The sequence below is a fragment of the Halomonas sp. KM-1 genome (assembly GCF_000246875.1).
Lineage (GTDB): Bacteria > Pseudomonadota > Gammaproteobacteria > Pseudomonadales > Halomonadaceae > Halomonas > Halomonas aerodenitrificans.
Map to the genome: position 1 here is coordinate 1 of NZ_BAEU01000159.1, position 13,662 is coordinate 13,662.

At 65.3% G+C, this 13,662-nt stretch carries 11 protein-coding genes; 4 read left to right on the forward strand and 7 right to left on the reverse strand.

All coding sequences use genetic code 11. The annotated features are described in order from the left end of the window. A partial coding sequence (locus tag B8115_RS20785) for a TIM barrel protein (RefSeq protein WP_010629787.1) occupies positions 1 to 174 on the forward strand: 174 nt, incomplete at its 5' end. Between the two features lie 6 nt (positions 175 to 180). Here B8115_RS20785 and B8115_RS20790 read toward each other — a convergent pair. From B8115_RS20790 to B8115_RS20810, 5 genes are all read right to left on the reverse strand, one after another. After that, a complete protein-coding gene (locus B8115_RS20790; protein ID WP_026038281.1) occupies positions 181 to 804 on the reverse strand; it encodes a response regulator transcription factor in 624 nt (207 codons plus the stop codon). Then, on the reverse strand, positions 713 to 2,200 hold the full coding sequence (locus tag B8115_RS20795; protein ID WP_158409662.1) for a cache domain-containing protein: 1,488 nt from the start codon (positions 2,198 to 2,200) through the stop codon (positions 713 to 715). Before B8115_RS20795 ends, B8115_RS20790 begins: the two co-directional genes overlap by 92 nt. 135 nt (positions 2,201 to 2,335) lie before the next feature. After that, a complete protein-coding gene (locus B8115_RS20800; RefSeq protein ID WP_010629790.1) occupies positions 2,336 to 3,661 on the reverse strand; it encodes a TRAP transporter large permease subunit in 1,326 nt (441 codons plus the stop codon). Positions 3,662 to 3,664: 3 nt separating this feature from the next. Then, positions 3,665 to 4,189, reverse strand: coding sequence for a TRAP transporter small permease subunit (locus B8115_RS20805; RefSeq protein WP_010629791.1), 525 nt, complete (start codon positions 4,187 to 4,189; stop codon positions 3,665 to 3,667). Positions 4,190 to 4,313: 124 nt separating this feature from the next. Then, positions 4,314 to 5,423 (reverse strand): TRAP transporter substrate-binding protein, encoded by a 1,110-nt coding sequence (locus tag B8115_RS20810; protein ID WP_010629792.1) that lies wholly within the window; start codon positions 5,421 to 5,423, stop codon positions 4,314 to 4,316. 586 nt (positions 5,424 to 6,009) lie between these two features. Between B8115_RS20810 and B8115_RS23675 the strand changes: the two genes are divergently transcribed. Next, the gene (locus B8115_RS23675) at positions 6,010 to 6,168 is read left to right on the forward strand and encodes a hypothetical protein (RefSeq protein ID WP_158409663.1); all 159 of its coding nucleotides are present in this window, start codon (positions 6,010 to 6,012) and stop codon (positions 6,166 to 6,168) included. Positions 6,169 to 6,171: 3 nt separating this feature from the next. Here the strand turns inward: B8115_RS23675 and B8115_RS20815 are convergent, their stop codons facing one another. Together B8115_RS20815 and B8115_RS20820 are read right to left on the reverse strand one after the other, a co-directional pair. Further along, the gene (locus B8115_RS20815) at positions 6,172 to 10,524 is read right to left on the reverse strand and encodes a DEAD/DEAH box helicase (protein WP_010629793.1); all 4,353 of its coding nucleotides are present in this window, start codon (positions 10,522 to 10,524) and stop codon (positions 6,172 to 6,174) included. Positions 10,525 to 10,599: 75 nt separating this feature from the next. Next, the gene (locus B8115_RS20820; protein WP_010629794.1) at positions 10,600 to 11,496 is read right to left on the reverse strand and encodes a LysR family transcriptional regulator; all 897 of its coding nucleotides are present in this window, start codon (positions 11,494 to 11,496) and stop codon (positions 10,600 to 10,602) included. Between the two features lie 113 nt (positions 11,497 to 11,609). Between B8115_RS20820 and trpB the strand changes: the two genes are divergently transcribed. Together trpB and trpA are read left to right on the forward strand one after the other, a co-directional pair. Next, on the forward strand, positions 11,610 to 12,815 hold the full coding sequence (gene trpB, locus B8115_RS20825) for a tryptophan synthase subunit beta (RefSeq protein WP_010629795.1): 1,206 nt from the start codon (positions 11,610 to 11,612) through the stop codon (positions 12,813 to 12,815). Next, positions 12,812 to 13,657 (forward strand): tryptophan synthase subunit alpha, encoded by an 846-nt coding sequence (gene trpA, locus B8115_RS20830; RefSeq protein ID WP_010629796.1) that lies wholly within the window; start codon positions 12,812 to 12,814, stop codon positions 13,655 to 13,657. Before trpB ends, trpA begins: the two co-directional genes overlap by 4 nt. The last annotated feature ends 5 nt before the right edge of the window (positions 13,658 to 13,662 follow it).

A 13,662-nucleotide genomic window follows, 5' to 3' on the forward strand; every position in this document is an offset into this window, starting at 1 on the left:
AGCCGTGTCGACCGCCACCACAGCCTGGGTCAGGGCAACATCGGCCTCGACGCCTTCACCACCATCATGCGCGACCCGCGCATCGACGATATCCCCATGGTGTTGGAAACCATCGAGCCCGAGATTTGGGCCGAGGAGATCGCCTGGCTGCGCGCCCAGGTCGAAGAAGAGTGAACGCCGTCACTCCAACTCGACCAGGCCATGGCGCATCGCGTAGCGAAACAGACCTGCCAGGGAGTTGGTGTTGAGCTTGCGGTAGATGTTGCTGCGATGCGACTCCACCGTACGGGTGCTGATGCTCAGCGCCTCACCGATGTCGCGGCTGCTCATGCCCTCGAACATCAGCTTGAGGATGGCCGTCTCACGCGGAGTCAGGCGCTCCTGCTTCTCTTCCAGCAGCACCCGGGACACGCCGGAGCCGAAATGGCTGCGTCCACCTGCCACCTCGCGCAGGGCGAACACCATCTGCTCGGCCGAGGCGTCCTTGAGCACGTAGCCGGCCGCACCGCAGGCCACCGCGCGGCGAATGTACTCCTCGTTGTCGTGCATGGTGAGCACCAGGACCCGAATCTCGGGGCAGGTGTCATGCAAGACCTTGCACGCTTCGAGACCGGACAGGCCGGGCATGGTGATGTCCGTCACCACCACGTCCGGCGCAAGCGCCTGAGCCAGCGACAGCAGTTCCTCGCCCGAGTTTGCCTCGCCGACGAGCTCAATGCCCGGCTGCGCCTCCAGTCGGTAACGCAGCCCTTCCAGAACCAGCGGATGGTCGTCCGCCAAAAGTACGCGTATAGACCCTGCCATCGACTCTCTCCCGACTCGTTCCGGTAGCGCGCTGAAACGGCACCTTGATGCGTATGCGCACGCCCTTGCCGGGGGCCGCCTCGATCGCTAGCCGCCCCCCCAGCAGATCTACCCGGTCCTGGATGTTGCGCAGTCCCATACCGGCCCCGCCCTGCTCATGGCTCTGCTCGGCGCGCCAGATGAAGCCCTCGCCGTCATCAGCGATCTCGAGATAGACCCAGCCACGACGGCGCCGCAGCTTCACCCTGACCTGGCCAACGTTACCGGCGTGCTTCTCGATGTTGTGCAGGCTTTCCTGAGTGATGCGATACAGCGCCGTGGCCAGTACCGGCTGGCATTCGCCGCTGTCGAGGTTGGACTCGAAGTGAATGCGGACGGGTTTGCGCTCTACGAGGTCCGAACACAGGCTCTCCAAGGCCGCCACCAGCCCCAGGTCGTCGAGCACGCTGGGACGCAGGTCGTAGGCCAGCCGCCGCAGGTCCTGAATGCCCGTTTCCAGAATGCGGTCGGTCGCCGCCAGGGCGGATGATGCATCGACATGATCGCCGCGCCCCAGTGCATCGTCGATGCGTTCGAGCTTGAAGCGTGCCGATACCAGCAGCTGATTGATGCCATCGTGCAGCTCGCGGGAAATCCGCCGCCGTTCCTTCTCCAGAAAACTGAAGGTCTTCTGCGCCATCGTGACCAGCCGGCGATTCGCCACCCGCGCTTCGCTGAGGTTGACCGCCAGACCGATCACGGCGATGACGAGCAGGCAGGAAACGGTGAAGAAGGCCATCAGCAGGATGGTCCTGCGGGCGTTCTCCACCATGTGATGCTCCATCTGGCCGACCACCTGTTCGATGTCATCCAGGTAGAGCCCAGTACCCACCATCCAGCCCCACTCTTCCAGGGCAATGGAGTAGCTCAGCTTGAGTACCGATTCGCCGCCTGAAGGCTTGTCCCAGCGATATTCGGTGAAGCCACCGCCTTCCTGGGCTTGCTCGATGAGCCGCTGGATCAGGAACTTGCCATCCTCGTCACGAAAGTTCCACAGGTCCTGCCCGACCAGGTGCTCGAGCCGCGGGTGGACGATGTTCAGCCCATCGTAGTCATAGACGAAGAAGTAACCGTCGGAGCCGTACTCCATACGGTGAAAGGCATCCGCTACCAGCCCTTGCGCCACCTCTACAGGCAGCTCGGGATCCTCGTAGATGTCTCGAATCGCCGTGTAGGCGAGCTCCATGTAGTTCTTGAGTTCAGCCCGCTTGGCTTCCAGCAATCCGTCCTTGAGGATTTCCGACTGCGCCCCGCTCAATCGCGCACTCTGATGAATGGCAAGAAACGTCACACCTGCACTGAGTATCAAAAGAGGCAGCAAGGTCAGCAGTGTCAACTTGGTTCTGAACGTGAACACTGGCGCGTTACCTTTACTTAATTATTATTCTTTTCGGCTCTATCGACCTTTGGCTAATCACGGCCGGCTTATTGCAGTTGGCCGATTGCAGTCGACAGAGCCTTTATCAGGGAGTTTTAAAGTAAAAACCCCGACTCACCATCCTACCACCCGGGGTAACCACAGCACCACATCGGGGAAGACGATGATCAGCGCCAGTGCCAGGATCTGGATCAGCACGAAAGGCACGGCCCCCTTGTAGATATCGCCCGTGGTGATCCCCGGCGGCGCCACCCCCTTCATGAACAGCAGCGACCAGCCGAAGGGCGGCGTCAGGAACGAAGTCTGCAGGTTCATGGCGATCAGGATCGCGACCCACACCATCGACATGTCGCCCTGGCTTGCCAGGAACGGCAGGAACAGCGGCACGGCAATGTAGGAGATCTGAATCCACTCGAGGAAGAAGCCCAGGAAGAAGATCAGCAGCAGCATGAAGATCAGCGTGCCGTACATGCCGCCCGGCACCCATTCGAACATTGCCTCGATGAGGAATTCCCCGTCCAGCCCGCGGAAGGCCAGGGCGAAGACCTGCGAGGCGATCAGCACGAAGAAGATCATGCAGCTGATGCGCAGCGAGGTCTTGACGGTATCGGAGAGCACTCCCAAGGTCAGGCGCCCGGACACGACCGTCAGCAGCAAGGCTCCCACGGCACCTACCGACGCCGCCTCCGTGGGCGCGGCCACCCCGCCGATGATCGAGCCGAGCACGGCGAAGATCAGCAACAGTGGCGGCACCACCACCTTGACGAAGTCCTTGCCCAGCTCCAGCTTGCTGACCGCGGCGCGCTCCTGCTCGTCGATGGCGGGCACGTCGGCTGAGAAGAAGAAGGCCAGCACCAGCAGATAGGCCAGGTACATGCCGGCCAACAGCAGGCCGGGCACCAGCGCCGCGGCGAACAGGCTGCCGACGGACAGATTCATGATGTCGGCCAGCACCAGCAGCACTAGGCTGGGCGGGATGATCTGCCCCAGGGTGCCCGCCGCACAGATGGTGCCGCAGGCCACCGTCTTCTTGTAGCCGCGTCGCACCAGGGTCGGTAGCGCCATCAGCGTCAGGGTGACGATGGCGGCACCGACGATGCCCGTCGCTGCGCCCAGCAGTACGCCGACGATGATCACCGCCAGGGCCATGCCGCCCGGCAGGCCGCCGCACAGGTGACCGATCACGTCGAGCATGCGCTCGGCGATCTTCGAGCGCTCCAGCATCACGCCCATGAAGACGAACAGCGGGATGGCCAGCAGGGTGTAGTTGGCCACCACGCCGTAGATGCGCGAGGGCAGCAGCTCGAACAGCCAGCCGTCGAAGCCGATGAAGCCGAACACGAAGCCGACGAACGCCACCACGAAGCCGACCGGAATGCCGGTCATCACCAGCACGAAGAAAGCCACGATCATGGCCAGCGCGTAATATTCCAAGGGCATGGCTCAGGCTCTCCCAGCGTAGTGTTGAACGAGGCGCCGACCGTTCTCGAGCGCCTGGCGCAGCGACTCGGCCGCCACGAAGACGAAGCCGACCACCACCATGGCCTTGGGTATCCAGCGCCAGGGAAGACCGGAAGAATTGGGTGAGCGCTCGCCGCGGATGAACGAGGTCTCGGCGAACGGCAAGCTGTAATGGATGATGAGCAGCGCGCAGGGCAGCGCCACCAGCAGCGCAGCGATGAGGTTCAGCCACATCATGCCGACCGGGCTGAAGCGGCTCGACAGGATGTCCACGCGCACGTGATCGTCGAACTTCATGGCGTAGGCGATGCCCATCATCGCCATGACCGACAGCAGGTACCACTCCAGCTCCTGGGCCCACACCGCGCCCAGGCCAAAGGCATAGCGGCTCAGCATGTTGCCGAAGATCAGCGCGATCATGATGAGCATGGCCAGACAGCCGATGAAACCGGCCAGGCCGGTTATTCGCTCGAGCGCACGCTCGAGCCAGGTACACAGACGCAGCATTTCAACTCCCCCTCTGGGCGGGCGCCCAGCGGACGTCAAAGGTGGGGTAAGCGCGACCCGGATGGGTCTGGCAGGAGGGCGCTCGGCGTTACGGAATGCCGCTCGGCCGAGCGCCCGGCCGACGTCAGATCATGCCCTGACCGTAGCGGCTGATGGTGTTGGCGAAGACGGCCTCGCTGTTGGTATGCCAGCCGTCGTGCTTCTTCTTGAACGCCCAGAAGCTGTCGTTGATGCGCTTGACCAGCGGGTCCTTGTCGGCCTCGGTTGCCAGGATGTCGCGGGTGGCCTCGAACAGCGCCCGGATAACGTCGTCGGGGAGGGTCTCGAACGCCACGCCGTGGTTGTTGACCAGGTCGTCCAGGGCGTCGCCGTTCTGGGCCTCGATCCAGGTGTGGGAGGTGATGTTGCAAGCGGCAGCGGCATTGTGGAGCACGGCCTGGAGATCGCTGGGCAAGGAGTCGTAGGCGTCCTTGTTGACGATCACCTCGGTGGTGGTGGAGGGCTCGTGCCAGCCCGAGGAGTAGTAGTGCTTGGCCGCGTTGTGCAGGCCCAGGGCACGGTCGAGATAGGGACCCACCCACTCCGCCGCGTCGATGGCACCGCGCTCCAGCGCCGAGAAGATCTCACCGCCGGGCAGCAGGCGGGCGTTGGCACCGATGGCGTTGTAGACATCGCCGGCCAGCCCCGGCATGCGGATGTTCAGGCCGCGGAAATCCGCCACGCTGGTCACCGGCTCGCGGAACCAGCCCACCGGCTGCGCACCGGTACAGCCCACTGCCAGCGGGATCAGGTTGTAGGGCTCGTAGGTTTCCTTCCACAACTCGTAGCCGCCACCGTGGGCCAGCCAGGCATTGAAGCCCTGGAAGGTCATGCCGAACGGCACGGTGGTGAAGTACTGAGCGGCAAACGACTCCCCGGCCCAGTAGTAGGAGCAGGCATGGTTGAGCTGCACCTGCTGGCCGCGCGATACCGCATCGAAGCCGTCGAAGGCAGGAATGAGCTCACCCGCGCCGTAGACGCGAATCTTGATGCGCCCGCCGGACATTTCTTCGACTCGTCTGGCGAAGTCCGTCGCGGAGCCGGGGCCAGACTGGAAGAACGGAAAACCGGATGGCCAACTGGTGGTCATGCGCCAGTTGAAGGTTTCCTGAGCCTTGACGATGCTCGGTGCCATCACGGTACCCACTGCGGCGGCACCGCCATACTTGAGGAAATTACGCCTGTTGACGCTCATGGCTATATTGACTCCCGGCGTGCTCGATAAAGTAGCGCGCTATCGAGCAATGCCCTCGTTTGTTTTAATGATTGAATCGCGAGCTGGTCAGAAAACTGACCTGGGGAGAATAAAACGGTGGCTATCAAATTAAATCCGGAGAGCTGCGTAATTTACCCTGCGGCCATCCCTTAGTCAGAAGTACGGATAATGCCTCCGTAGAATTACGCAACGTTGCACTGGATATTAGCCAGAAGTATATACCTGGAAATATATTTCAATAATTCCGATAAAAAAGCAATAGCGACACGGTTCCGCACGGCAACACCATGAGCTCAGGTAGGTATCGAGCGAGCCAGGACAGAAGCGACTCGATAGAGGGCCGGTCGGTGAGGCCGCTCGCCGGGCCGGCGGCTAACGCCAGCCTCATGCGAGGCGTCGTGCCCGCTTTTTCTCGCGGAGCGTTAAAACTTAGTCCACGCCTTCAGGTCAAAGCATTTGTCGGCCGGCGAGAAAGCTGCCACGCTCGATTTACTGGCACGCCTCTCGTAGGGACAAGGACTGACGTCCCGAGGGTCGCCCCATTCACCCGCAGGAGGACATGCGCATGGGTATCATCGAAATGCTGACCGTGAGCGTGGCCGCAGTGGCGCTTTCGGCTCTGGCCTACACCATGAGCGAGAAGCAGAGGCACCCCAACCGCAAGGAAGTGCGTATCGAGGAGGATAAGCGCGTTCCTCACCGGCAACGCTCGCGGCACGACTGAGCGTCAGCGCATCGATATCGCAGCCCCCGGCACCTCTGGTGTCGGGGGTTTTTCATGCCCCGGCCCACGCCGCAGCAGCTGTTGCACCTGCCACTTTGCCCCGGTGGATAGCGTCTCCAGAAAATGCACTTCGCCGTTCTGCAGCACGGCCTCCGGCACCCCGTCGCGATAGAGCAGACGATTGCCCGACACCGCCGGTAGTCGCTGCCCGGGGGCAAGAATGCCCACCAGGTTGAGCGGGTCGGCGGCAGCCACCACCACGCGGGTGCCGTCCGGCTCCCGGCGGCGCATGGCCTTGAGTGCCCCCACCGCCTCGGCCAGGGCGAACTGCTCGCCGGCAAACTGCTGCACGAAACGCCCGCCGCGAATCTCGCCGCGCGCCTCCAGCCGGCGATACACATACAGCAGCTCGCGCCAGGGCGGCAGTGCCGGCTCGCGCTCGATCACACGACGGAACACCACGCCGTAGCGCTCCAACAGCACCCAGGCGATATGCTCCAGGCTCTCCATGTCCGTCGAGATGCGGCGCTTTTCCGGCGTATCGTCGCGCTCCGGCGCGGGCAGCCACGACCAGCGCCCGGCGGCGTCCACTCCCGGGGCGTGCCGCCGACGCCGACGCCCGCTCGCAGCAATGGGCGGTCGCTTGCTGGCCGGGGCGATGAGTGCCCGCAGGCCAGTAAAACTGTCGGAAGTGACCAACCCCCACGAGGCCAGCTCGCCCAGCGCCTCCTCCACCTGGGTGCGCAGCATGTGGGCGGGGCCGAGCAGGTCGGCGAAGAACATCGCCCCACCGGCCTGCAGCGCCTCCAGCACCCGACGTGCCCCGCCGGAGAGCGGCAGCTCGCTGACATCGGGTACCGGCGCGGCCTGCCGCCAGTCGTTCAACGTCTGGCGCTCGATCAAGGCAATCGGCGTGTTGCGCAGCGGGCCCGGACGCTGACGCTCGTCGCCTTCGGCGATTCTAGGCGGCAGCAGGCGCAGCCAGATGAAGCGCCCGCTGGCGAGCAACTGGTCAAGCATGTGCGGCGAGAATTCGGCCACCCGCGCCGGCAGCACGTCGCTCTCCCAGGCACCGGCCGCCACGGGAAAGCCCTCCAGCCGCTCCACCGCTGCGGCCAGCGCCTCAGGCCCCTGCGGCCGCTCGGTCAGGCCGTGCCAGTCGAGCAAGAAGCGCAGGTAGTGCTGGATGCTCACCGGCTCGATCTCGGCACGACGGCGGTCGATGGCATAGCGATGCATGCGCGCCAGCAGGCGCCGCTCGCACCAGGCCACCTGGCTGCCGCCGAGAAAAGCCCCTTGCAGCACGAAGCCCTCGACCTCGAGACGCGCCAGCGCCGCCATGCAGCGCTCCAGTGATACGCCAAGAGGCGTGGCCAGGCTTGCCGCCGTGACCGGCCCCAGCGTCTCGAGCCGTGAACGCAGCAGCTCGGTCAGTGCCTCGTCGGACGACGCCGGGGCCGTGCCCAGGGCTTCGATGGGTGGCTTGAGTACGGCTTCAGGATAGAGCACCAGCAGCTCACCCAAGCGCTCCGCCGCCGTCCACAGCGCCTCACCGTTGGATGGCGTAACGACCGCAGCACGCCTGTCCCGGGCTAGTGCATCGAACCAGGGCCGCCACTCCTCTTCGGCTTCGTGCATGGTGATGAAACCGCTCATCACCAGCGCGTCGTGCAGCTCGTCGGCATCGCGCGGTGCGGGCCAGGCTTCTTCGCACACCCGGTCGATCACCTCGGGGGCATAGCGCGCAGATGCGGCGGCCTCGGCCACGTCGAGCGCGCTGCCGGTGCGCACGCTCAGGGTGCGCCGCTCCTCCTGGGCACCGTCGTCGAGGAAGGCGTAGGGACGCGCATTGACCACCTCTTCCGACAGCGGGGAAGGCACCGCCAGGTCGCGCCCGCTGACGACGATCTCGCCGGCTTCGAGGCGCGACAGCAGACGCTCCAGGCCGTCGATGTCCATGGCCTCGGTCAGGCAGTCGTGCAGGGTCTGGTCCACCAGGGGGTGATCGGGCAGCTCCCGCGCTCCGGCCAGGTTCTCGGCGCAGGCGAGCTGATCGGGAAAGACCACCGAGAGCAGGTCCTCGGAGTCCTGGCGCTGCAGCTGCGGCGGGCGCCGTCGGCCATTGCGGGTGCGCGGCACGGCCAGCCCCACCGAGGCGTTCCAGCGCCAGCGCAGACCGAACATCGGCGCATCGAGCAGCGCCTGGATCAGTACCTCGCGCACCGTCTTGGCGTTGAGGTAGGTCCACACCTCGTCGAGGGGGAAACTGTGAGTCGGCCCCAGCGACAGCACGATGCTGTCCTCCAGCGCCGCCGCCTGCAGCTCGAAGTTGAACTTGCGGCAGAAGCGCTTGCGCAGCGCCAGCCCCCAGGCGCGGTTGAGCTTGGAGCCGAACGGCGAATGCAGCACCAGATGCATGTCGCCGGCCTCGTCGAAGAAGCGCTCCAGCACCAGATGATGCTGGGAAGGAATGACGCCCAGCGCCGCCCGCGCCACGGCCAGATAGCGCACCAGTTGCTCGGCGGCGGCCGGCGCCAGGCCGTACTCGGCTTCCAGCCACGCTTGGGCCTCGGCCTCGTCGCCCTCGGCCTCGTCGCCCTCGGCCAGCTGCCGGTCGATACCCTCGCGCAGCCGTGACACCGCTTGCGACAGCTCCTGCGTACGTGCCGGCGCCTCGCCGAACCAGAACGGGATGCTCGGCGGCGCCCCGCGGGCGTCCTCCACGTAGAGCTTCCCGGTGGCGAGCTTGAGGATGCGATAGGCCTGGTTGCCGAGCTGGAAGATGTCGCCCGGCATGCTCTCGAAGGCGAAATCCTCGTTGACGGTGCCGACACGGATTTCTTCCGGCTGCAGGATCACGTCGTAGTCGAAGTGGTCGGGAATCGCCCCGCCGTTGGTCAGGGCAACGAGCCGCGCGTTGCGCCGCGGGCGCAGACGGCCGTTGACCCGGTCGCGATGCAGGTAGGCCCCGCGTCGCCCGCGCCGAGTGGTGTAGCCATCGGCGAGCATCTGTACCACTGCGTCGAAGCGCTCCTCGCTCAGCGCACGGTAGGGCCAGGCGGCGCGGAGTCGTGCGAATAGCGCGCTCTCCTCGGTTTCGCCCGCCCCGGCGACCTCGGCGACGATCTGCTGCGCCAGCACGTCGAGCGGCCCCTCGGGGATGTGCAGCCGGTCGAGCTCGCCGGCCTGCACCGCGCCCATCAGCGCGGTGCACTCAACCAGGTCGTCGCGGGTCAGTGGGAACAGCCGCCCCTTGGGGGTACGCCCCACGCCATGACCGGAGCGCCCCACCCGCTGCAGAAAGGCCGACATCGAACGCGGCGAGCCGAGTTGACAGACCAGATCCACCTCGCCGATGTCGATACCCAGCTCCAGCGAAGCGGTAGCCACCAGCGCACGCAACTCGCCCTGCTTGAGGCGCTGCTCGGCATCCAGGCGGTGCTCGCGGGCCAGGCTGCCGTGGTGCGAGGTCACCCACTCATTCCCCAGGCGGTCGGCCAGGTGGCGCGCCACCCGCTCGCACACCCGCCGGGTGTTGGCGAAGATCAGCGTGGTGCGGTGTTCTCTCACCAGCGCTGCCAGGCGGTCGTAGACCTCTTCCCACACCTCGTTGGCCATCACCGCAGTGAGCGGCGAGCCGGCCACCTCGATGGCCAGGTCGCGCCGGCGCACATGGCCGGTGTCGACGATGGTGCACTCACTGCCACCGGTGAGGAACGCCGCCACCGCCTCCACCGGTTTCTGGGTGGCCGAGAGCCCGATGCGCTGCGGCGGGCGCGCGGTGAGCCCGGCCAGCCGCTCCAGCGACAGCGCCAGGTGCGAGCCGCGCTTGGTGCCGGCCACTGCATGAATCTCGTCGACGATCACCGTGCGCACGCTGGAGAGCATCCGCCGCCCCGAGTCGGACGTCAGCAGCACGTAGAGCGACTCCGGCGTGGTGACCACGATATGCGGCGGACGCTTGCGCATGCGCTCGCGCTCCGACGAGGTGGTGTCGCCGGTGCGCACCCAGGCGCGTATCTCCGGTGCCTCCCGGCCATCTACCTCAAGCCCCTCGGCGATACCGCGAATCGGCGCCTGCAGGTTGCGCTGGATGTCGTTGGAGAGCGCGCGCAGCGGCGAGACGTAGAGCACCACGGTTTCGTCGGGCAGCCCGCTGTCTAGCCCACGCCGCACCAGGCCATCGATGGCGGCAAGAAAGGCTGCCAGCGTCTTGCCCGAGCCGGTGGGCGCGGCGATCAGCACATGGCCGCCCGCGCCGATGGCCGGCCAGGCGCGCGCCTGCACCTCAGTAGGCGTACCGAGGCCGCGTGCGAACCAGTCGCTGACGGCGGTATGAAAGGCATCGAGCGGCATGGGCGCTCCGGAAATCGCTTTTCTACAACGTAATCGAGTGCGAGGAGATACGCGATGTTCCCGGGCAGTCTCCGGTTACCGCGACGAGAACATCTCGTTCAGCTCCCCCCTGAGCCATTCGATGAGCCGAGTGCTGCAGCGTCGATTATCAGCGGGGGAAAGCCACAGACACAGCCGGGCGGGCGTCTCGGCGAAGCCCCAGGGAGCGATCAGTCGTCCCTGACGCAGTTCGTCCTCGACCAACAGCCGAGGCGCTATCGCCACCCCCAACCCGGCCACTGCCGCCTCGAGCAGATAATAGAGATGATCGAAGCCCTGACCCTCGGCCAGCGCCCGGTCGAGACGCTCTGCATCGAGTCCATGCGCACGCGCCCAGTGAGGCCAGGCTTGAGGCCGCGAGGCGGTATGCAGCAGCTTGGCGTCAAACAGCGTCGCTGGCCGCTGCGGATCGAACCGAGCGGCCAACTGTGGGCTCACTACCGCGCCGATGTGTTCCGCGGCCAACTCGACCACCTCCAGGTCGGCCGGCCATGGCGGTTCCGCAAACGTCAGCGTTGCGCTTACCTCGCCTCTTCCCGGGGTAGCTTCGCTCTCGCTGGCGACGACATGCAGCTTGAGTTCCGGCAGCGCACGATGCAGGCGATCGAGTCGCGGAATGAGCCAGCGCGCCAGGAGGCTACCCGGACAGGCCAGGATGAACGGCGCCGCCTCGACGTCACGCTTCAACTGCGTGCAGCTGTCACGCAGGCGCAGGAACGCCTCGCCAACGCCGTGCTGCAGCCGCTCCCCGTGACTGGTGAGCTGCAGACCGCGGCCCGCCTTGGTGAACAGCGCCACGCCGAAGTGCTCTTCCAGGCTCCGCAGCTGACGGCTCACCGCACCGTGAGTCACGCTGAGTTCATTCGCCGCGGCCGTGACGCTACCCAACCGCGCGGTGGCCTCGAAAGCGCGCAGGGCGCTGAGGGAAGGCATGGAGTGCATCGATCTGTGACTCTGGCTCACATATGGCAGCCATCTTATCGATTTTTCGTCCCGCCTGTCTGCGTTAGTTTCATCGAAAGCTCCCTGAACCTTCGAGGCACCTCATGACCGACCTTTCGATGCAGCCCGATGCCCATGGCATGTTCGGCCGTTTCGGCGGCCGCTTCGTCCCCGAGACGTTGATGCCGCTGATTAACGAGCTTCAGGCCGAATACGATACGGCCCGGCAGGACAGCGAATTCCAGCGCCAGCTCGCTTACTTCCAGCGCGATTATGTTGGCCGGCCCAGCCCGCTCTACTTTGCCGAGCGTCTTACCGAGCACTTTGGCGGCGCCCGGATCTATCTCAAGCGTGAGGAGCTCAACCACACTGGAGCTCACAAGATCAACAATTGTATCGGCCAGATCCTGCTCGCCAAGCGGATGGGCAAGACCCGCATCATCGCCGAAACGGGCGCCGGCATGCATGGCGTCGCCACCGCCACCGTCGCGGCACGCTTCGGCATGCCCTGTGTCGTCTACATGGGCTCGGCCGATATCGAACGCCAGCAGCCCAACGTGTTTCGCATGAAATTGCTCGGCGCCGAGGTCATTCCGGTGACGACGGGGACCGGCACGCTCAAGGATGCGATGAACGAGGCGCTGCGCGACTGGGTGACCAACGTCGACAACACCTTCTACATCATCGGCACCGTGGCCGGACCGCACCCCTACCCCGCCATGGTGCGTGACTTCCAGGCAGTGATCGGGCGCGAGACCCGCGCACAGATCCTCGAGATGGAAGGGCGCCTACCCGACTCTCTCGTCGCCTGCATCGGTGGCGGCTCCAACGCCATGGGCCTGTTCCACCCCTTCCTCGCCGATGAATCGGTCGAGATGATCGGCGTCGAGGCCGGCGGCAAGGGCATCGACACCGGCATGCACGCGGCAAGCCTCAGCGGCGGCGCACCCGGGGTTCTGCATGGCAATCGCACCTACCTGTTGCAGGATGAGGATGGCCAGATCATTGACGCCCACTCGATATCGGCCGGGCTCGATTATCCCGGCATCGGCCCGGAGCATGCCTGGCTGCATGAGCAGGGCCGGGTCGAATACGTCTCGATCAGCGACGACGAAGCGCTCGCGGCGTTCCAGCTCTGCTGTCGTCAGGAGGGGATCATTCCCGCGCTCGAATCGGCCCACGCCCTGGCCGAGGTCGCCAAGCGGGCAGCGACGCTGCCCCGCGACCACCTGATGGTGGTCAACCTGAGCGGGCGCGGCGACAAGGACATGATCAGCGTAGCCAAACATCTCGGGGAGAATTATCAATGAGCGCCGTCACAGAGAGCCCCATGAACGACACCACTCGCCTGGCCGAGCGCTTTGCCGCGCTCAAGGCGGAGAAAAGGCCTGCCCTGGTCACCTACGTCACCGCCGGCGATTCCGACTTCGAAACCTCGCTGAAAATCCTGAAAGGGCTGCCGGCTGCTGGCGCCGACGTGATCGAGCTCGGCATGCCGTTCAGCGATCCCATGGCCGACGGCCCTGCCATCCAGAAGGCGACGCTACGCGCCCTCGAGGGTGGGCAGACAATGGCCCGGACACTCGAGCTGGTACACGCCTTCCGCCAACAGGAGTCGCAAACGCCGCTGGTGCTGATGGGCTACTACAACCCCATTTACCGCTACGGCGTGGAGCGCTTCCTCGAGGACGCTGCCCGCGCCGGTGTCGATGGCTTGATAGTGGTCGATCTGCCACCCGAGCATGATGACGAGCTATGCCTGCCGGCCAAGCGACATGGCATTGCCTTCATCCGCCTCGCCACGCCGACCACCGATGCCAAGCGGCTGCCACGGGTGCTGGATAATGCCTCGGGCTTTCTGTATTGCGTCTCGATGAACGGCGTAACGGGAGGACGCGAACCTGTCGTGCACGACGTCGAGCGCATGGTGGGCCAGCTGCGCGAGCGTAGCCGCTTGCCGATTGCCGTCGGTTTCGGCATTCGCAATGCAGCACAGGCAGCGGCGATTGGCCGATTCAGTGACGCCGTCGTAGTCGGCTCGGCGCTGGTAGAAGCCATCAATAGCGCAGAGACTCGACATGGTGCCATCGAGGCGGTTCATGGCTTGGTGCGTGAACTGGCCGAAGGCGTGCGCCGGGCGGCCGACACCTAGAGCGA